Consider the following 19,793-nt stretch of genomic DNA (forward strand, 5'->3'; position numbering starts at 1 on the left):
TTCGGTATAGTGCGTTCCGGAGCGTCCCGATCAGGAGCAGGCGATGCGCCACCTTAGTAAACGAGGCTTTCCAGCCTTGTTAAGTTCAGTCTTGGTCTTGGGAAGTGCAGGTCAAGCGTTCGCGACCACCCATCGACCGAGCCATCACGTTTCCACGCGGCACTTTTCCCATCACGCCAGCACACCCCGCTCGGTTTATGCTGCTTATGCTGACGAAACCGTTAGCGCCGACGATCTTAACAGCGGTGAGCTGAGCAAGTTCAATTCAGCCAACGGTTTTTCTGCTTCCGGCAGTATTCAACCTTCCACCACCCCGGCACGTCATGCCATTGCGTTTCAAGGCACCATTGCCGGGCAAGATGTTCAGCCCAAACCGATTGAGACCGGAGTTGCCTCCTGGTACGGCAAGAAGTTCCGGGGCCGCGTTTCCGCTGATGGGACCGTTTTTGATGAGCATAATCTGACAGCTGCGCATCGGTGGCTGCCGCTTGGCTCCAAGGTACGCGTCACACTGGCCGATAGTGGTCGCTATGTCGATGTTACCATTACTGATCGCCCCGGCACACGCAAACGTGTGATCGACCTTTCAAGGGGTGCCGCCGCAGAACTGGGCATTATCAGCCAGGGCACTGCCAAAGTTACTTTAAGCCAGCTTTAAGCATCTGCGATTCCTCTATTCATGCGGCCTTCCAGCCTTTTCATCCGTGCACTTCGACGCTTTCAGGTCATAAGACCTGCCGCCTTATTGTTTCTCCTTGTTCCAGCGGCCTGCACCAGCACAGCGGGTGGAGGATATACCAAGCGTTTGACCGGCCAGACCGTGCCGACAGGCCCAGGTCATGCAGGGGATCGCTGCGCCGGCCCTTCCAGTGCAACGCTGGTTATTGATCGCTCCTCCCGCCGCTTTACCTTTGCTCCGGCCGATGGCGCCCTGCGCCTGTCCGGGCTTGTCGGGGCAAACGGGGCCATCCAGGCAAGCACCAATACCCAGCCGCCGGGGAAAACGCCCTATATTGTGACACTGCATGGCGTGCTGGGAAAAGACAGTTTCAACGGTACCTATGAAACACCGCTCTGTCTGTCTGCCGTCGCCCTGAAAACCAGTGATGGGCTTGGCATTATCCTGGCGGCTCCGGACAATCCACTGGGTCTCTGACAGACCAAATCACGTCACATCCATGATTGCCCCGCCATGCCTGACTTATCAGGCCGAACTATCATCTATCCAGCAGACATTTGCCCCACACAAGGGTAGCCGCCACGGGTGCATATTTTTGCCAGTCACCGGATAAAAAGGTCTCAGGGAGCGCCGGATCGGCATTCAGGGTTCCAGCGCTCTATCCCATGGGCAATGGTCGGAACCAGCTCCGTGATTATGATGGTGGGGCAAAGAATTTCCAGGAATGCCGCACATCCAGCCGCCTGCATGCGGTAAGCCGTAAAATAGATTATTCTGATTTCATAATCAGGCTATTTTCATTGAAGGACCGCCATGAGCATCGTCCCGCTGAACTCTGCACCAGGATTACGGGTTTTTCCCGTCCTTGCGATCCTTGTTTCTGTCCTCGCCTGGTTCTGGCCGGAGCCTTTTGCCGTCGCCCTGCCCTGGATCAGCCCATTGCTTGCTCTGGTCATGCTGGCGATGGGGATTACACTCACCCTTGATGATTTCCGCAGGCTTGCCACCCGCCCCGCCCCGGTTCTGGCAGGGCTGGGGCTGCATTACCTGATCATGCCGTTGGCCGCACTGGGAATTGCCCGGCTGCTGCACCTGCCGCCCGATCTGACAGCCGGTATGATCCTGACCGGCAGTGTCGCCAGCGGAACCGCCTCTACCGTCATGGTCTATCTGTCAGGCGGAGAAGTCGCTCTCTCCGTCACGATCAGCGCCTGCTCGACCCTTGTCGGGGTTGCCATGACGCCGCTGCTGACCTGGCTTTATACCTCATCAACGATTCCGATTGATTATGGAGCGATGTTGCTCAGCATCGTGGAGATCGTGCTGTTGCCGGTCGGGCTTGGGCTGCTGCTGCGGCAGACAATGCCCGCCATGATCACACGGGTGGAGCCGGGGCTGCCGATCCTGTGCATGGCCTCCGTGATCATCATTATCGGCGCAATCGTCTCTGCGGTTCCCGACAATACCTTGACCGAGGCCGCGCCGATGATTCTGGCGGTCGCCATGCATAATACCACCGGGCTGCTCGGCGGCTATTTCGGAGGCCGCCTGCTCGGTTTCAATGAAGCCGTCTGCCGGACGCTGGCGCTGGAGGTCGGCATGCAGAATTCCGGCCTCGCAGCGACCCTGGCACGGCTTTACATTTCCTCCAGCGCCGCCATTCCGGGTGTTTTTTTCTCGATCTGGCACAATTTGTCCGGTTCGCTGCTGGCTGGATACTGGTCCCGCCATCCTGCCTCACTTTCAACCCGGCAAGAGACTCCGGCACGGCACACGTCGTTTTCTGAAAGATGAATGTCGGTTTTTACATTGCATGGCCGCATCAATCCGGCAGACGATATGGTCTGGAAAAAGGTCTGCATCGTGGGAGGCATTCTCCCCTGAGCGGCATACAGCCCTCCATGACCAAAACGGCAGGGAAGGACATACACCGTGGCAAGCCATACCGCGACCGCAGGCGGGGAGCGGCATCGTTTCGATGACCTGAAATCCGTTCTCGCCGCTGCCACCCCCCGCCGTTCGGGCGATGAACTGGCCGGGCTGGCCGCTTCAAGCGATGCGCAGCGTGTGGCGGCCCGGTTTGTTCTGGCTGATCTGCCGCTGCGCAGTTTTCTGAACGAAGCCGTGGTACCGTATGAGGTCGATGAAGTCACCCGCCTGATCATCGACACGCATGATGCAGCCGCCTTTGCCCCGATCGCGCATCTGACTGTGGGGGGATTTCGGGAATGGCTGCTTTCCCACGAAGCGGATGCAGCTGCTCTGGCCGCTGTCGCCCCCGGTATCACACCGGAAATGGCTGCCGCGGTCTGTAAATTGATGCGCAATCAGGATCTGATCGCAGTAGCGCGTAAATGCCGTGTGATCGCCGGATTCCGTAATACGCTGGGGCTGGAGGGACGACTGGCGACAAGGCTGCAACCCAATCACCCCACCGATGATCTGCGCGGTATCGCCGCCGCCACATTGGACGGACTGCTCTATGGCACTGGCGATGCGGTGATCGGCATTAACCCGGCCAGCGACAATGTACCGAACTGCATTGCCCTGCTGGAAATGCTGGACGAACTGCGTCAACGCTACAGCATCCCCACCCAAAGCTGCGTACTGACGCATGTTACCAATGCATTGGAGATCATGAAACGCGGCGCACCGGTCGACCTGGTGTTCCAATCCATTGCCGGGACCGAAGCCGCCAATCGCGGCTTCGGGATAGACCTTGCCATCCTGCGGGAATCCCATGAGGCAGCTCTGTCCCTGAAACGCGGTACGGTCGGTCAGAACGTGATGTATTTCGAAACCGGACAGGGGGCTGCACTCTCTGCCGATGCGCATCACGGGCTGGATCAGCAGACGGTGGAAACCCGCGCCTATGCCGTGGCCCGGGCCTTCAACCCGCTGCTGGTCAATACGGTGGTCGGCTTTATCGGCCCGGAATACCTGTATGACGGCAAGCAGATCATTCGCGCCGGGCTGGAGGACCATTTCTGCGGCAAGCTGCTGGGTCTGCCGATGGGGTGCGACGTTTGCTACACCAACCATGCCGAGGCCGATCAGGACGATATGGATACGCTGATGACCCTGCTGACCGTGGCGGGCGTCACCTTCCTGATCGCCGTGCCGGGTGCGGATGACGTGATGCTGAACTATCAGAGCCTCTCTTTTCATGACGCGCTGTATCTGCGCTCGGTTCTGGGCGTGAAGGCCGCACCGGAATTCGAGACATGGCTGGAACAGATGGACCTGAAAGACCGGAGCGGACGCATACGCGCTCTGCCCCCGCAGGATGAACGCGTGGTGCGCCTGATCGCGGAGGCCACCTCCCATGGTTGAAAAATCAGCCGGGAACCCACCTGACCACACGACCACCCCCACCATCGATCCATGGGCGAAGCTACGGGCCGCCACCAGCGCCAGAATTGGACTGGGCCGGGCCGGGGACGCCATGCGCACCCGGGATGTGCTGGATTTTCAGCTCGCCCATGCGTGCGCCAGAGATGCCGTGCATACGCCGCTGGATACCGCAGCCCTTCAGGCGGCCCTGGCCCCACGCGAAACTATTCTGGTGCAAGCCGATGTCGATAGCCGTGGCACCTATCTCCGCCGTCCCGATCTCGGGCGGCGTCTTTCACCCGACTGTACAAATGTGTTGCAGAAAGGGGATTGGGATGTGGTGTTCGTCATCGCCGATGGTCTTTCCTCCACCGCCGTGCAGGTGCATGCGGCCCCGTTTCTGCAACAGGTGATCACGCTTCTGCCCGGATGGCGTATCGCCCCTGTCGTGATCGCCACACAGGCACGGGTCGCGCTGGGAGATGATATTGGCGAGCGGATCGGCGCGAAGCTCTGCGCGCTCCTGGTCGGGGAGCGGCCGGGCCTGACCGCTGCCGACAGTCTCGGTGTTTATCTGACCTATGATCCCAAACGGGGACGGCGGGATTCCGAACGCAACTGCATCTCCAACATTCATGGTGGTGGTCTGTCTTATGCGACCGCCGCAGACAAGCTCACCTGGTTGATGAGCGAGGCCCGCAGCCGCAAGCTGACCGGTGTGGCGCTGAAGGATGACCCCCTTCTGCCGGGAGCAGCCGTCCCCACCCCCCTTTCTGCCGATCCGCCCGGCTGACCGGTTTGCCTACCCGGATCAGAGTGCGCTTTTCACTATGATCCGCAAAAACAGCGCAGAAAGCGCCCGTTTTAAAACGTCATCACGCCGACGATTTCAAACAGCTGCTTCATGAAACGTTCCACCTGAGAAAGAATCATCCATGGCGTCTCCCTCCTCTTCCCCTCCTCCCTCGGTCCCCACCCTCAACAAAAGCCTGAATGTTTTCCACTTGTGGGGCATTGCCGTCGGGCTGGTTATTTCCGGCGAGTATTTCGGCTGGAGCTATGGCTGGGCCGCCGCCGGAACGCTGGGCTTTCTGATCACCACACTGGTGATCGCCACCATGTATACCGCCTTCATCTTCAGCTTCACCGAACTGACCACCGCCATTCCGCAGGCAGGCGGCCCGTTTGCTTACAGCTATCGCGCTTTCGGCCCGACGGGTGGTTTCATTGCCGGTTTTGCGACTCTGATTGAATTCCTGTTTGCGCCTCCGGCCATTTCACTGGCCATCGGTGCCTATCTGCATGTGCAGTTCCAGACGCTGGATCCGAAAATAGCCGCGCTCGGTGCCTATGCGGTGTTCATCGCGCTGAATGTGATCGGCGTCACCATTGCGGCAACCTTCGAGCTTGTGATCACCCTCCTCGCCATTGGTGAATTGCTGGTATTCATGGGTGTCGTCTCACCCGGTTTTTCATGGAGCAATTTCACCCATAATGGCTGGGCAGGAAGCGATTATTTTTCCAGCGCCACGCTTGGCGGCATCTTTGCGGCGACGCCCTTCGCCATCTGGTTCTTTCTGGCCATTGAAGGCGTGGCTATGGCCGCCGAGGAAGCCAAAAACCCTCGCCGTACCATTCCTGTCGCCTATATTGCCGGGATCGTGACGCTGGTTCTGCTGGCTTTCGGCGTCATGCTGTTCGCAGGTGCCAGCGGTGACTGGAGCAAGCTCAGCAATCTGAATGACCCTCTGCCGCAAGCCATGCGTTTCGTGGTCGGGGATCACAGCGGCTGGCTGCATATGCTGGTCTGGCTGGGTCTGTTCGGCCTGATTGCATCCTTCCACGGCATCATCATGGGGTATGCACGACAGATTTTCGCCCTGGCCCGTGCCGGGTTCCTGCCGCATTTTCTAGGCCGGGTGCATCCGCGCTTCCACACCCCTTATATCGCCACCATCGCCGGGGGTATCGTGGGCGTGGCTGCAATCTACAGCGATAATCTGATCGTGATTGCAGGTCAGTCGCTGACCACCACCATCGTGACCATGTCTGCTTTCGGTGCCCTGACCATGTATATCATGAGCATGGCCAGCCTGTTCCGCCTTCGTCGTACAGAACCGGATATGCCACGCAGCTATACGGCACCGCTCTATCCCGTCCTGCCCGCACTGGCTTTGGGGCTGGCAGTTCTGGCACTGGCCGTCATGATTTTCTACAATATTGAGATATTCATGATCTTCGCGGCCATCATGCTGTTGGCAACCGGGCTGTTCTTCGTCCTTGCCCGTCCGGCCGTCGCGGCGGCACTCCGCTGAGGCTATTCCGGTTACGATTCAGGCGGCGCATGATGCGCCGCCTGACAAAGTCTCATAACCGGATCAAAAATATAAGGATCAGTCCTTGATCCACCATTTCACAGGCTGAGGCTCTTTTTCACGCTTGACCCGCTTTACGTATGTTCTTGGCTGCCGTGTGCGAACAGGCGCATCTTCCAAAGAAGATGTCGTCATCCGTTCAGGCGGAACAGGACGCGGCTTTAGCGCCTGATCGCGCATGTTCTTCAAAGCAGCAATCGCTTCATCTCTCGCCTGTTCGGCGTGGTAGAGACGTGTTTTCTGATTTTCAACCGTCTGCTGAGCCTCTTTCAGCGCCCGCAACAGACGATCAATTTCAGACCGTGCCTGTTCCAGCAGATTGACCGCCACCTGATCGGGCTCGGTACCGGCGGAACGCTCATCGGGAACAGGATCACGGCGCGCACGATTGATTGTCTCCACCTGCACCTCCCCGTCACGCACGAATCGTGTGCGTCTGGCCTGCTGGTGGGTGCCTCCCTTTATCTGCTGTGCCGCAGGCCGCCATCCACGCGGTGCGGCACCATGACCCGTCACGGCAGCATTACGATCCTGGCTGCGCTCATGGCGGGTCTGCTGGCTGTCTATCGACGCAGGCGCGAATACCTCCGGCATCGTTGCCGCAACCGCATCCCTTACGGGATGCGATCGGGCTGCATCACCTTCACCGATGCCCAGTGCCCGACGTGCGCGTGCTTCAGCCTCATCCAATGCGGAAGCGGAGAAGCTTTCTTCTTCTGTATCACTGGATAAAGCTGAGCCTGGCTGAATCATAAAATGCATGTTTAATGAGGACTCTATAAGCTTACAGATTTTCAAAAGGCTGAATATACCACTTAATTAATCAAAATATGCCACTATCTTTTCGATTGCATCGCATATTTCAGCATCATTCTTTTAGAAAGAATGAGCCATATTTTCATAGAATGCAACCTTTTATCCTTTAATACTTGTTTTATTCATAATCATGGCAATCCAACAAACCGACTTCGAAACAAGCTTTATAAAAATTCAACCAACAAAAATTGTGAAAAAAAATTCACACAATCCATTGCCGATATATTTAACAGAAGATATAAGAAAATTATGTAATTAACGGACTAAAATTGTAATTTAAGGATCGCCAACTCCATGAAAAGTACCGTACGTCTTTCCTTGACCGTTCTGCTGGGACTGGGTGCGGTCAGCACATGCATGCCCGCAAGAGCCCAAGCAGAGGAAGTAACCACGCTTCTTAATGTATCATACGATCCGACACGAGAGTTTTATAAAGACTTCAACCGCCTGTTCGAACAGAAATGGCATGCGGAAGGCCACCCGGATATCAGTGTCAAAACATCTCATGGCGGTTCAGGGGCACAGGCGCGCTCGGTGCTGGATGGGGTGCAGGCGGATGTCGTGACACTGGCCCTGTCGATCGACATCGATGCTCTGGCTGCCCATGGTTTGCTGGCAAAAGACTGGGCAAACCGTTTTCCGCATTTCTCAGCCCCCTATACCAGCACGATTATCCTGCTGGTCAGAAAGGGAAATCCCAAACAGATTCATGACTGGTCTGATCTGGTCAAACCCGGCGTACAGGTGATCACCGCCAATCCCAAGACCGGTGGTGGCGCACGATGGAACTATCTGGCCGCTTATGGATGGGCCCTGCACCAGCCGGGCGGCAATGAACAGAAGGCCAAAGAGTTTATCACGGCCTTGTACAAAAATGTGCCTGTGCTTGATTCCGGTGCCCGTGGCTCAACCAATACTTTCATTCAACGCCATGTCGGCGATGTACTGATCGCTTGGGAAAATGAAGCCCTGCTGGCACAGCGTGACCTGGGCAAGGGAGAGTTCGAGATCGTCTATCCCTCGGAATCCATTCTGGCGGAGCCGCCGGTGGCGGTCGTCGATTCCGTGGTTGACAGGCATCATACGCGGGAAGCCGCCACAGCGTATCTGAACACGCTTTACACACCGGAGGCACAGGAGCTGATCGCAAAACATTATTTCCGCCCGTCTGACCCTGCCGTTCTGGCCCGATACAGCGCGACATTCAAACCGCTCAAGCTGTTCGATATTCGCAGCCTGGGTGGCTGGGCCACCGTTCAAAAGATCCATTTTGCCGAAGGGGGTGTGTTCGATAGTATCTACACACCCGTGAAACAGTAAGCTTGTCCGATGAGTCACCCTGAAAGCCTGACCATACCAGACCCGGTCCGGCCCGGCCTGAGCCTTAGCCGCACCATCTTCCGGTTTCCGGACAATCATGTCCTGCCCGGTTTCTGGCTGTCTTTCGGTGTGACCATGGGCTGGGTTTCTTCACTGGTTCTGTTACCTCTTCTGGCGCTGTTTGCAAAAGCATCCAGTGCCGGAATGGGGCAGATGCTGCATGCCGTACTGGCTCCACGGGCCCTGGCCGCGCTGGAGCTCAGCTTTGGCGTGGCAGCGATCGCCGCCCTCATTAACCTTCCGCTCGGCCTGCTGCTGGCATGGGTACTCGTGCGTATCCCTTTTCCCGGCCGCTCTGTGGCAGATGCGATTGTTGATCTGCCCTTTGCCCTGCCAACAGCTGTGGCCGGTATTACACTGGCCACGCTGTATGGCCCGTCCGGCTGGATCGGTGCGCCGCTGGCATCCATTGGTATCCAGATTGCCTTCACCCGTCTCGGTATTGTGCTGGCGTTGATTTTCATCGGCCTGCCTTTCGTGGTGCGCAGCGTTGCTCCCGTGCTTGCTGATTTTCCCGCCGAGCAGGAGGAAGCCGCTACCACCCTTGGCGCATCACCATGGCAGAGCTTCCGGCGGGTTATGCTGCCCGCCCTGTTGCCCGCTTTGCTCTCCGGCTTCGGACTGGCTTTCGCACGCGGGGTTGGCGAGTATGGCTCCGTGATTTTCATTTCGAGCAATATCCCGATGGTCAGTGAAATCGCACCGACCCTGATTGTCTCCGAATTACAGGAATTCCACTACGCATCGGCCGCCTGCATAGGACTGGTCATGCTGGCCGGTTCCGCTCTCAGCCTTGTGCTGGTTGCCGCACTGCAACGGCACTGGGCATCCCCCGCCTCCCGCAAGCATCGCCTTGTCGCCGGAGGTCAGAAATGACCCGGAAAAAACATCTGCACGCCGGCAATATTCTCTGCCTGCTTGCGGGATTACTGATCGTGATCGGTTTTCTGCTGCTGCCGCTGATTGCGGTGTTTGCCGAAGCGTTGCGGGGGGGAGTTTATGTTGCTCTCAATTCCCTGAGCGACCCGGATGCGCTCTCGGCCATCAGACTGACCTTGCTGGTGACCGCCATTGCCGTGCCGGTCAATACGCTGTGCGGGATCGCCGCCGCCTGGGTGCTGAGCAAATTCTCCTTTCCCGGCCAGAAGCTGCTCTCCATGCTGATCGACCTGCCGCTCAGCATCTCGCCGGTCGTGGCCGGTCTGGTGTGGATCCTGCTGTTCGGCACACGCGGCTGGTGGGGGGCGGCCCTTCAACAGCATGGTATTCAGATTGCCTTCGCCACACCGGGTATCGTGCTGGCCACGCTGTTCGTCACCTTTCCCTATGTCGCACGCACCATCCTGCCGCTGATGCAGTCTCAGGGCACAGAGCAGGAGGAAGCCGCCGTGATGCTGGGGGCCGGGTTCGGCACTATGCTGCGCCGTATCGTGGTGCCGGATATCGGCTGGGCGCTGCTGTCCGGCGTGCTGCTCTGCACCGCCCGGGCAATGGGGGAGTTCGGGGCGGTCTCCGTGATTTCCGGACATATTCCAGGCGTCTCTGAAACCATGCCCGTGCATATCCAGACCCTGTATGATGGCTATCAAAGTGCGGCCGCTTTCGCCATGGCGGCAGTGCTGGCGCTGTCCTCCATTGCTTTTCTGGCCTTGCGTCGTCTGATCTCGGTGGTCAACCGATGAACCTCATCCTCTTCCCCTTTCTGGCTGCCCTGTATGGAGACGCCGCGCCATGAGCATCGAACTGCGCCATATCAGCCTGGGTTTCGAGGGGGAGGCAGGAGTCCGCGACATATCCCTGCCCATCGAAAGCGGCGAATTCCTCGCTCTGGTCGGCCCCTCCGGCGCGGGTAAAACGACGTTGCTGCGCCTGATCGCCGGATTGTTGCAACCGCAGACCGGGCAGATCCTGATCAACGGGCGGGATGTAACGCATGCCCCCGCCAAGGAACGTAATATCGGCTTCGTCTTTCAGAACTACGCGTTGTTCCGCCATATGAGCGTCGCCGACAATATCGCATTCGGCCTGACTGTTTTGCCACGCTCACGCCGCCCGTCGCGTGCCGCGATTGGCCGGCGGGTAGAGGAACTGCTTCATCTGGTGCAGGTGCCGGAACTGGCCGGGCGCATGCCGGATCAGCTTTCCGGGGGCCAGAAACAGCGCATCGCCCTTGCACGCGCTCTGGCGACTGAGCCGCAAACCCTGTTGCTGGACGAGCCTTTCGGTGCGCTGGACCCGCTGGTGCGCAAGGATATCCGCACATGGCTGAGGGGGGTGCATCGTCAGCTCGGGCTGACCAGCATCTTCGTCACGCATGATCAGGGGGAGGCCATGGAAATGGCCGATCGGGTCGCCGTCCTGCGGGCCGGACAGTTGCAGCAGATCGACAGTCCACAGCATCTGGAAGCGCATCCCGAGACCGCCTTCGTGCACCGTTTTCTGGGCGAGACAGTTACTTTCACCGCGGAAAGTCGCGGCAGCCATCTGTCACTGCCCGAGTTGCCCCATCACCCGCCCCTTGCAACCGCCCTTCCGGATGGCAAGGCTTTGCTCTCTGTACGTCCCTATCATATCCGTTTGACCGAGGGTCAATTGGCCCGGGTCGAGGATATTGCGCTGGCCGGACCCTTCACACGGGTTGTGCTGTCGCTTCAAGGGCGCATGGTCGACGTGCTGCTACCGCCAGGGGCAGAGGTTCCTGAACGGGGCAGCATACACGGGCTGGATGTCAGTCTGGGCCATCATTTTCCTGACAACCACTCCGCAGACAAGCTGCATATCAGGACCGGGACAGCAAATTTATTACATAATTTTGCTGAAGCCGCCTGAATCGTCCCCTGCCCTATGGCGATAAATAAACGGAATGATAGTTTAATCGTTCTTTTTTAGTCATTCAGGGCAGCTTGTTCATGGTTGATCAGACGATACAGAATGCCATGACGGCAGAGAATGCCGGAGCCCCCTATATTCTCGTGGTCGAGGATGATCCCGGTATGCGCGTGCTGATTATGCGCGTGCTGCGTGAAAACGGGTTCCGGACCAGTGCCGTGCGGGACGGGCGGGAGATGTGGCCTTCCATCGAACAGCTGATGCCCGATCTGATCCTGATGGATGTCATGCTGCCGGGCGGCAGTGGTTTCGACCTTTGCAAGGCACTGCGTCAGTCCAGTCAGGTGCCGATCATCATGGTCAGTGCACGGGGCGAGGAAATGGACCGCGTGCTGGGGCTTGAACTCGGTGCGGATGATTATATTGCCAAACCATTCGGTAAACAGGAACTTCTGGCCCGCGTCCGCGCCGTCCTGCGACGCGGCCCGGTGAACGAGCCAACGGCGAAAGGCAAAAGCGAGACAATAAGCTTCGCGGGCTGGCAGATCGACATGAAGCGCCGCGAACTGACCGATCCCAGCGGCGCCGTCGTCGATCTGTCCGGTGCGGAATATGATCTGCTGCTGAGCTTTCTGGAAAACGCACAACGGGTAATCGGGCGCGACCGTCTGCTGGAACTGTCCCGCACCCGGCTGGGCGATGTTTCCGACCGTAGCATTGACGTGCTGGTCAGCCGTCTGCGCCGCAAGATCGGCAATCGCGTCGGGGAACGCCCCCTGATCCGCACCATTCGCGGAGTCGGCTATATGTTCGCCGCCGACGTTGAACGGGAATGAAGCGGTTTCATCTCTGGCCACGCGGACTGATCGGTCGCGTGACGCTGGTGCTGCTGTTGGCCACGCTGCTGGAATTTCTGGGCAGCACCATCGTCTATGAACAGACCGAGATCTATTACGCCGACGATCTGGCCGTCCAGCGTGTCGCCGAACGTCTGGCACTGAGCTATCGCGTGCTGATGGCGGCGGAGGAGGAAGAACGGCCGGCCCTTGCGAAACGCCTGTCCTCTCCCGACCTCCAGATCGGGTGGTTTGCCTCCGGTGCCGGCACATCTCCGAGCAATCCGGTTCAGATCGGCACGCTCAGCGTGCCGGGGAATGCCCTGTCCCTGCCCCCAACATCTCCCCGAGACGCCGGGCTGCTGCGGATGCAGGGGCTGCTGATCAACAGTCAGGATCTGCTCGAAAATGTGGAGCTGCGTCTGAGCCGGGGCGGCCGCAGCCTGATCGGTACCAGACGTGATCTGATCGGCACCATGCGTCTTCCGGGTCATGTCGACAAGGATGGCCCCCGTGACAGCGCCATCGTGTTTTTCGCGACCGGCGTTCTGGGCAGGTTGCCGGGATTTTATGGTGGTCTGCTCTCTGCGGCGATTCTGGCCTGCTGCGTACTGGCCGCCGCCGCCATGCTGGTGCGAACACTGGGTCTGCCCCTGCGGACACTGGCTCAGGCAGCAGATGCGATCGGCCATGGCCCACCGGTCCAGATCAAGCCAAGCGGCCCGCGTGAGGTGCGGCAGGTGGCACAGGCCTTCAATGCCATGCAGACCCGTATCTCCCACCTCATCAATGACCGTACTCAGGCTCTGGCAGCGGTCTCGCATGATCTGCGCACCCCCATCCAACGCCTGCGGCTGCGCGCCAGCTTTCTGGATGATACGGAGGCTCAGACCGCCATTGAGGACGATCTGGACGAGATGGAGGCCATGGTCTCCTCCGTGCTGGCTTTTTTGGCCGGGGATACGGATCCTGAAAAACACCGCCCCGCCGATCTGGCCACCATGCTGGAAACGCTGGTGGATGATGCCAGTGATGCCGGACAGCTTGCCACTTATTCCGGGCCTGAACACTGTGTCCACACGGTGCGCCCCGTAGCCATGAAGCGGGCCTTCGCCAATCTGATCGGCAATGCGCTGAAATATGCCAGCCGGGCCGATGTGACCCTGTTCTCGACCGACCACAACATACAAATCCTCATCGAGGATAACGGCCCCGGCATCCCGGAGGCGGAGCTGGAAAACGTGCTGGAGCCATTCCGCCGCATCGAGGTCTCCCGCAATCGTGACACGGGCGGTATGGGGCTGGGCCTTGCCATCGTCAGGCAGATCGTGGAGCGGGAAGGCGGGACCATCACCCTGTCCAACCGCACAGGTGGCGGATTACAGGCCAAAATCGTGCTGCCGCTGCATTCCACCCCGACCAAAGATCAACAGACCGGCTGAAGCGTTTTTTCAGCCAGCCATATTTTGTCACGGGCTTTTTGCAACTGCGAAAAATCCATGCGCCATAACACAGGGGCGGCCGGGTGGTCGCTTCCTCCTGAGGAGGATCGTTCAGGACAGTACAGGAGACCGTCCCATGGATACATTCATCAGCGGTATGGCCCGATTTCGTGGCGAGGTCTTTCCCCAGAACCGGGCCCTGTATGAAAAGCTTGCGCGTGAAGGCCAGCAGCCGAAAGCGCTGATGATTTCCTGTGCCGATAGCCGCGTCATTCCGGAAATGATCGCCCAATGCGGCCCTGGAGAGCTGTTTGTTTCCCGCAATGTCGGCAACATCGTTCCGCCTTATGTAGATGAATCCTCTCTCACCGGCGAAGTCGGCTCTGCGATCGAGTACGCCGTGGCCGTGCTGGGGGTCAGTGACATTGTCGTATGTGGCCATTCCGATTGCGGCGCGATGAAGGCCATTATGAACCCGTCCGCGCTGGAACCCCTGCCGCATGTCAAATCCTGGCTGCGTCACGGCTGCGGTGATCACCAGCGTCTGTGCGAGGGCCTGCCCTCTACGGAAACCGGCGGCGATCCGGTCCGTACCCTGGCCATGCGCAATGTTGCCTTGCAGCTGAATAATCTGCGCAGCTACCCCGTCGTACGGGAAGCCGTCGCGGATGGTCGGTTAAGGCTCCATGGCTGGGTGTTCAACATCGAATCCGGCGGCGTCTATGCGCTGGATGGCGAAACCGGACGCTATCACGAAGTGATGGATCACCGCCTGCCGGTCGCCATTCATGCCGCCAATGAGGATGCGGCCTCGATCATTCCGATGGCCGCTGAATAAAGACGGCTCCCCTTCCTTTCCTGCCCCCCGGCAAGTTGGAGGAGTGCCGTTGACCTCGACCGCGAGAAAAGAATCCTCTTTTCTCGCGGTTTTTTTATGCAGCCTGGCGGCCTTCGTACAATCTGTCATCAATCACAGCTATTTTTTTGAAAAAGCGCACGGATTATACCCGGACAGCCTTCCCCCTTACAGGATCAAACGATAAAGCATGCCACGGTGCGGCCGAATGGCAGTGTCACCGCACAGATCGGCACAAGCGCCACAATACGGCGGAGGATTTTGATGACTCTTCGTTATACTGGACCTGCAATCGCATGTATGGCGCTTGCCCTGTCGGCCTGCCAGAAGCCGCCGGAAGCCCCATCCAAACCTGCCTACATTTATGAAGCGGATACGGTCGGTGCAGCCCCGTCCTGCTCCGCACAGGACGTCACCCTGACCCCGGGCAAGGAAAGCGCCATCACCATGACCGTCCAGAATGACGGTGGCTGGTGCGCAGCCAAGGTCACGGAGCCTGATCGCACCCCCTATACGGCCGGCCTGCTGATCGCCCGTCCGGCTCATGGCAAGGTGGTTGTGCACAGTGTCGGCTATGACACCCGCACCGATTACACACCCGATCCGGGCTATCAGGGTGCTGACAGCTATGTGGTCCAGTTGCTGCCGGGGGATGCTATCCTGCGCGTGAACGTGACCGTGACCCCTGGCAAGACGAATATCACACCCGCCGTCACCGCTCCGAAGCCTGCCAAGGCAACGGCCGCGCATAAGCGCAGCAGCAAGAAGCGCTGAAACGTAAAGACGCGACCCGAACAAAAAACCGCCGGACAACAGCCCGGCGGTTTTTTAATGCCATCGCTCAGAGAGAGGAGTGCGAAAACATTCCCGCACCCTGCCTTGATCAGCTCAGTGCTTCTTGCTGCGACGGGAAGAAGAAGGGGTGGAGACGGCAGGCCCATCCTGCAACACCCGACAGGCAGGTGCAGTGGCGGGATACGTATCCTTCCCGGCTGCATAGCTGGCCAGCATGCTGTCTTTCGGCAACGCCATCACTTCCGTAAACAGCGGCGTCCCAAGCACGCAGAAATCGCTGCCTTCCTTGAGGGAACTGGTAGACTGCCCGTTGGCAAGGCCGGTGATGAAAATATCATGGACTTTCTGCGCGGACTTCCCGGCAGCCTTCTGGAACCAGGCGCTGACATCCTGATGCGCCGCTGCCAGAGCCGGGCGATAGCGGGTGACAAAGCTGTTATACGCATCTTCGGTGTGGCAGGCCTTGGCGATCACCTGCAATTCGCTCTGGAGGGCGACGGTATCGAAGGCCGCCTGCTCTGCCTGACTGGAGCAACCCGAAGCGGCCACAGCCGGGACAGCCCCCCCCATTGCTGCGGCGGCAAGGCTTGCGGAAAAGCAAAATCCGTAAAGGACGGCGCGCATGGATATCATCCCTTGCATCTGTTTACACCGGCTCAGGAGCCAGCGTGCGGATACTCCCGAGCCTCCTCGCTGCCTGATACTTACGACCGGCAAGGCGAGTCATCGCGGCAAGTCTTTTATCTCTGACCAAAAATGCCTTGAGGATCAGAGTTTAGCGAGGTTTTGATAAAGCGAAACCCGAAAGAATCAAGCCCGCAGCTTCGGGACAATTCCATCGTCATGAAAATATTTCCTGACTCTGACAGGCAGAGGGTGCAGTGGAGGGCTGGTGATTTTCAGTGCCGCTGGCTACAGCGGCATTGGCGCAGGCGGATCGAAGGAGCAAACGGCAGGCAATGTCGGAAGACCAGTGGCAAATACCGCAGAACATGCAGCCTCATCCTTCGGATTACAGCTTCGATCTGGAGGCTGTCCTGCAAGGCATTGTCTTCCTGCGTTGTCTTGGCCCGGACGGGTTTGATCCCGATGGCAGCGACGATCAGGGCGCACAGCGGACCGGGAGCGGTGTCGCGATCGAGGTCGGTTCCAGCCAGACAAAAATGGTCATCACCATGACCTATCTGGTGAACGACGCCGATGCGATCTGGATCACGACACAGGACGGTCAGGTCACGCCGGGTCATATCATCGCGCTGGATCATGAAAGCGGCTTTGCGCTGATCCGTCCGGCTGACGCCTTGGCCTGCCCCTCCATCCAGATCGGCGATTCCTCCAGCGTCGCCAGCGAAAGCGGCGCGATTCTGGCAGCCTCCGGCGGCATCACCCATGCGATGGAAACGCGGATCATTGCCCGTCAGGAATTTGCCGGATACTGGGAATACCACATTCCCGATGCACTGCTGGTGACCCCACCGCATCCCGTCTGGGGTGGCTGCGCCCTGATCGGCATGGACGGTCGCCTGCTTGGGATTGCTGCCGTGGTGTTGCAGCAGGGCGATGTCGGTGCAGGACAGCTCGACATCAACCTGATCATTCCGGTCTCTCACCTGCAGGCCATTCTGCCAGAGCTGCTGACCCATGGCAGAAGGCTGGCCAGTCGGCCATGGCTGGGCCTGCTGGCCGCTGAACAGGAAGCGGGAATCCTCATCAGCGACGTTGTTCCACACGGCCCGGCAGAAGCCGCCGGTCTGCGGCAGGGCGACCAGATCATCGCCATCAATGGCAAGGAGCCGGGTGATCTGGCGACGCTGTGGCGGCTGCTATGGCAAAGCGGTGCGCCCCCCGTGGGGGTTGCCATCACCATCCTGCGGGATGGCCAGACCATGCATACGCAGGTTCAGGCCATTGACCGCTATCTGTATGACAAAACCCCCCGGATGCATTGACATCCCGGCCTTGCCGCGTCAGGCCGGAACATTACCCTTGGCCCGTTCGACCGCATATTTGATCAGCGCCGCCGCGGAATTATAGCCCAGCTTGCTGCGGATTTGTAACGCTGCGTGGGCCGCCGTGCGGTAGCTGACGCCAAGGATCACGGCAATCTCGTTCAGGCTGCGTCCCTGACCGAGCAGATCGAACACCTCGCGCTCCCGTCGGGATAACGGGCGCAGGGGGTCATCCGGCTCCCGCAGCGTGTGGAGGGCGATTTTCTCGGCCACCCTCGGGCCGAGATGCATTCCCCCTGCAAGCACCTTGTCCAATGCCTCCAGCATGCTGAACGGATCGTCATTCTTGGTCAGATAGGCGGAAGCCCCCCCCTCCAGCGCGCGGGAGACGAAAGCGGGATCCTCATACATGCTGAACACGATGACTTTCAGGGAAGGCATGTCCGCCTTCATGGCGGCCAGAACCTCCAGCCCCGGCATGTCCGGCAGATTGAGATCGAGCACCACAATCGCAGGGCTGTGCTCCCGGTTCAGACGCACTCCTTCAGCACCTGTGCTGGCCTCGATCACCTCAACCCGCTCCTCGGCATGATCCTGAGCCTGACCCTGAGCAGAGCCGACAACCATTTTGCGCGCAGGGGTATAATCCGTCAGCAAGCGTCGGCATCCGGCACGAACAATCGGATGATCCTCGATCAGCAGTACCTTCATCCTGTATTCCTTCCCCGCGTTCATACGGCATCCTTCAGACCGTCAGCGCCGTCAGCGGCAGACCGGACAGCACCACCGAACTGCACCACCCGGACGGCACCGTCAGCGGGATACCCTCTTATAGATCGTGGATATTAGCCGATTGGCTACGGGAAGCGACTCCCCCGCCCTTCGCATGCCATGGAATTCCGGCAAAAATCACCGCACCGCCGTGCAGCCAGAGATCGTGACCATCATCCGGCTCATCCTCCCCCCATTCTTCGGGGGAAAGCCCGGCCTTTTGTGAGGCCATCATCATTTCCGCCAGCTTGCCTGCGGCACCGGGCTGGCCATTATCGCCGATATAAAGCTTTCCCCCCGCCGCACGGACACGCTCCGTCATGCCCAGCAGACCGTAACCATAAGAAGGGGCTCCCGAAAATCCGGTGCCATCATCGCGCACATAGACGCCCAGCCATGCAGGCTCCGTCTTGCAATCCTGCGCGGCTCCGGCTGGTTTCTCCCGCGGGGGAAGCCGGGGAGGCAGCCAGAAAAAACCAACCTCCACATGTCTGGCATCGGCGTGACGGGCAATGTTGGTCAGACACTCCTGCACCAGACGAAACAGGGTCAGAGCCAGATCCGTCTGTGTCTGCTCCAGCCCGGTACAGAGCATGATATCCCATTGTGTTTGGGGAACGCGCCGCCGCCAGTCCTCCACCAGACGCTCCAGCGCATCGGGCAGGCCCATTTCCTCCAGCACCATCGGGCACAAACGCTCCAGCATGGCCGCGTTTATGTTCTGGATGGCATCGACCAGAGACCCGATCGACAAGACCCGCGACTCGATCTTCTCCACCTCGCGGATCGGTAAGCCAGCCTGCTCCTCACGCTGCTGTTGATCCCTGCACCAACGGGTCAGGGAGGCCAGCTCGGCCCGGATGGCGAAAAAAGCCGGGCCGAACTCGTCATGCAGCTCATGCGCGACATCACGCCGCTCCGCTTCCTGCATGGAGATCAAACGGTCGATCAGATGATGGTTATCCTGCGTGATGCGTTGCAGCCGTGCGGCCAGACTGTCGAAGCGAACCGCGATCGGCTGCAACTCCGCCACCGTTACCGGGCCGAGACGGGTGGCATATTCCCCCGCCTCCAGAGCCTCGAACCCCTCCGCCAGGCGCTTGAGCGGACGCAGCGACAGGGACGTGGCCAACATGATCAGCAGCACGATGGCAACCGAGATTGCGGCAAGCTCCACCGCGATCAGGCACAGCTCTCCCCAGACCTCCTTCATCTCATCGAACGGATTGGCGATCATGATGATCTGGCCAATGATCGCACCGTGATACAGCACCGGAAACGACCGGGCGACGATCGGCTGGGGCAGCAGATCGACAAACCAGTGCGGCACACGCGGACGCTGCCCGACCAGCAAAGGCGGCATCCCCATCGCCATCATCTCAGGCGCAGGCAGCAGTAACAGGTCCAGATGCCGGACACGCGGCAACTGTTGCGCCACCATTGTCAACGCATCCTGCTGCGTCGGCATAGCGCGGGCCGTCACCAGCACGGCCTCCACCAGCACACGCCCAAGGCGAAAACCTGACTCCATTTCATTCCGGATTCGGTGGTTGGCCCGGTGAAGGCTCAGCGCCAGAGAAACAATCAGACCAACCAGCAGGATAAAGGCCGGCAACAAGACCAGTCGCCCTTGTAAAGAGCGTGTTAAACAAGGCCAGAATGGCATCCTGAAGAATAGTTTCTGCATTTTATGCATATTCTATATCATATACGGCAAATATATATTCATTTT

At 59.1% G+C, this 19,793-nt stretch carries 19 protein-coding genes; 15 read left to right on the forward strand and 4 right to left on the reverse strand.

All coding sequences use genetic code 11. The features are described from left to right. The first annotated feature begins 43 nt into the window (after nucleotides 1–43). From GBCGDNIH1_RS21955 to eat, 6 genes are all read left to right on the forward strand, one after another. The gene (locus GBCGDNIH1_RS21955; protein WP_011632588.1) at nucleotides 44–658 is read left to right on the forward strand and encodes a septal ring lytic transglycosylase RlpA family protein; all 615 of its coding nucleotides are present in this window, start codon (nucleotides 44–46) and stop codon (nucleotides 656–658) included. Between the two features lie 147 nt (nucleotides 659–805). Then, nucleotides 806–1,156 carry a hypothetical protein gene (locus tag GBCGDNIH1_RS21960; protein ID WP_125911038.1) on the forward strand — a complete coding sequence of 117 codons (351 nt, stop codon included), beginning with the start codon at nucleotides 806–808 and terminating at the stop codon, nucleotides 1,154–1,156. 336 nt (nucleotides 1,157–1,492) lie between these two features. After that, complete coding sequence (locus tag GBCGDNIH1_RS21965; protein WP_011632590.1) at nucleotides 1,493–2,473, forward strand: ketopantoate/pantoate/pantothenate transporter PanS; 981 nt, start codon at nucleotides 1,493–1,495, stop codon at nucleotides 2,471–2,473. A 138-nt stretch (nucleotides 2,474–2,611) separates the two neighbouring features. Next, a complete protein-coding gene (locus GBCGDNIH1_RS21970) occupies nucleotides 2,612–4,012 on the forward strand; it encodes an ethanolamine ammonia-lyase subunit EutB (RefSeq protein WP_011632591.1) in 1,401 nt (466 codons plus the stop codon). Beyond that, the gene (gene eutC / locus GBCGDNIH1_RS21975; RefSeq protein ID WP_011632592.1) at nucleotides 4,005–4,805 is read left to right on the forward strand and encodes an ethanolamine ammonia-lyase subunit EutC; all 801 of its coding nucleotides are present in this window, start codon (nucleotides 4,005–4,007) and stop codon (nucleotides 4,803–4,805) included. The genes GBCGDNIH1_RS21970 and eutC overlap by 8 nt, the downstream gene beginning before the upstream one ends. 142 nt (nucleotides 4,806–4,947) lie before the next feature. Then, nucleotides 4,948–6,327, forward strand: a complete 1,380-nt coding sequence (eat, locus tag GBCGDNIH1_RS21980) for an ethanolamine permease (RefSeq protein WP_011632593.1) — start codon at nucleotides 4,948–4,950, stop codon at nucleotides 6,325–6,327. 78 nt (nucleotides 6,328–6,405) lie between these two features. Here the strand turns inward: eat and GBCGDNIH1_RS21985 are convergent, their stop codons facing one another. After that, entirely contained in the window at nucleotides 6,406–7,140 is a 735-nt protein-coding gene (locus GBCGDNIH1_RS21985; protein ID WP_125911039.1) for a hypothetical protein, read from the reverse strand. 357 nt (nucleotides 7,141–7,497) lie between these two features. Here GBCGDNIH1_RS21985 and GBCGDNIH1_RS21990 point away from each other — a divergent pair, with 357 nt between their 5' ends. The 8 genes from GBCGDNIH1_RS21990 to GBCGDNIH1_RS22025 all read left to right on the forward strand — a co-directional run bounded on the left by GBCGDNIH1_RS21990 (nucleotide 7,498) and on the right by GBCGDNIH1_RS22025 (nucleotide 15,320). Further along, entirely contained in the window at nucleotides 7,498–8,523 is a 1,026-nt protein-coding gene (locus tag GBCGDNIH1_RS21990) for a sulfate ABC transporter substrate-binding protein (protein WP_011632596.1), read from the forward strand. A gap of 9 nt (nucleotides 8,524–8,532) precedes the next feature. After that, entirely contained in the window at nucleotides 8,533–9,459 is a 927-nt protein-coding gene (gene cysT / locus GBCGDNIH1_RS21995; RefSeq protein ID WP_011632597.1) for a sulfate ABC transporter permease subunit CysT, read from the forward strand. Further along, complete coding sequence (locus GBCGDNIH1_RS22000) at nucleotides 9,456–10,265, forward strand: sulfate ABC transporter permease (RefSeq protein ID WP_011632598.1); 810 nt, start codon at nucleotides 9,456–9,458, stop codon at nucleotides 10,263–10,265. The genes cysT and GBCGDNIH1_RS22000 overlap by 4 nt, the downstream gene beginning before the upstream one ends. A 49-nt stretch (nucleotides 10,266–10,314) precedes the next feature. Further along, nucleotides 10,315–11,412 (forward strand): sulfate/molybdate ABC transporter ATP-binding protein, encoded by a 1,098-nt coding sequence (locus tag GBCGDNIH1_RS22005; protein ID WP_011632599.1) that lies wholly within the window; start codon nucleotides 10,315–10,317, stop codon nucleotides 11,410–11,412. 80 nt (nucleotides 11,413–11,492) lie between these two features. Continuing rightward, the gene (locus GBCGDNIH1_RS22010) at nucleotides 11,493–12,248 is read left to right on the forward strand and encodes a response regulator transcription factor (protein ID WP_050748466.1); all 756 of its coding nucleotides are present in this window, start codon (nucleotides 11,493–11,495) and stop codon (nucleotides 12,246–12,248) included. Then, nucleotides 12,245–13,690 (forward strand): ATP-binding protein, encoded by a 1,446-nt coding sequence (locus GBCGDNIH1_RS22015; protein ID WP_011632601.1) that lies wholly within the window; start codon nucleotides 12,245–12,247, stop codon nucleotides 13,688–13,690. Before GBCGDNIH1_RS22010 ends, GBCGDNIH1_RS22015 begins: the two co-directional genes overlap by 4 nt. A 136-nt stretch (nucleotides 13,691–13,826) precedes the next feature. Continuing rightward, nucleotides 13,827–14,528: a carbonic anhydrase gene (locus GBCGDNIH1_RS22020; protein WP_011632602.1), complete on the forward strand. Its 702-nt coding sequence runs from the start codon at nucleotides 13,827–13,829 to the stop codon at nucleotides 14,526–14,528. 282 nt (nucleotides 14,529–14,810) lie between these two features. Further along, the gene (locus tag GBCGDNIH1_RS22025; protein ID WP_125911040.1) at nucleotides 14,811–15,320 is read left to right on the forward strand and encodes a hypothetical protein; all 510 of its coding nucleotides are present in this window, start codon (nucleotides 14,811–14,813) and stop codon (nucleotides 15,318–15,320) included. A gap of 114 nt (nucleotides 15,321–15,434) precedes the next feature. Here the strand turns inward: GBCGDNIH1_RS22025 and GBCGDNIH1_RS22030 are convergent, their stop codons facing one another. Then, nucleotides 15,435–15,965, reverse strand: coding sequence for a hypothetical protein (locus tag GBCGDNIH1_RS22030; RefSeq protein ID WP_157692029.1), 531 nt, complete (start codon nucleotides 15,963–15,965; stop codon nucleotides 15,435–15,437). A gap of 278 nt (nucleotides 15,966–16,243) precedes the next feature. Here GBCGDNIH1_RS22030 and GBCGDNIH1_RS22035 point away from each other — a divergent pair, with 278 nt between their 5' ends. After that, entirely contained in the window at nucleotides 16,244–17,290 is a 1,047-nt protein-coding gene (locus tag GBCGDNIH1_RS22035; RefSeq protein ID WP_011632605.1) for a S1C family serine protease, read from the forward strand. A gap of 18 nt (nucleotides 17,291–17,308) precedes the next feature. On the opposite strand, the gene GBCGDNIH1_RS22040 is transcribed toward GBCGDNIH1_RS22035, so the two are convergent. Both GBCGDNIH1_RS22040 and GBCGDNIH1_RS22045 read right to left on the reverse strand, forming a co-directional pair. After that, entirely contained in the window at nucleotides 17,309–18,025 is a 717-nt protein-coding gene (locus GBCGDNIH1_RS22040) for a response regulator transcription factor (RefSeq protein ID WP_011632606.1), read from the reverse strand. Nucleotides 18,026–18,119: 94 nt separating this feature from the next. Further along, nucleotides 18,120–19,679 carry a HAMP domain-containing protein gene (locus GBCGDNIH1_RS22045; protein ID WP_043453015.1) on the reverse strand — a complete coding sequence of 520 codons (1,560 nt, stop codon included), beginning with the start codon at nucleotides 19,677–19,679 and terminating at the stop codon, nucleotides 18,120–18,122. Between the last annotated feature and the right edge of the window lie 114 nt (nucleotides 19,680–19,793).

This window comes from Granulibacter bethesdensis CGDNIH1 (genome assembly GCF_000014285.2).
GTDB lineage: Bacteria > Pseudomonadota > Alphaproteobacteria > Acetobacterales > Acetobacteraceae > Granulibacter > Granulibacter bethesdensis.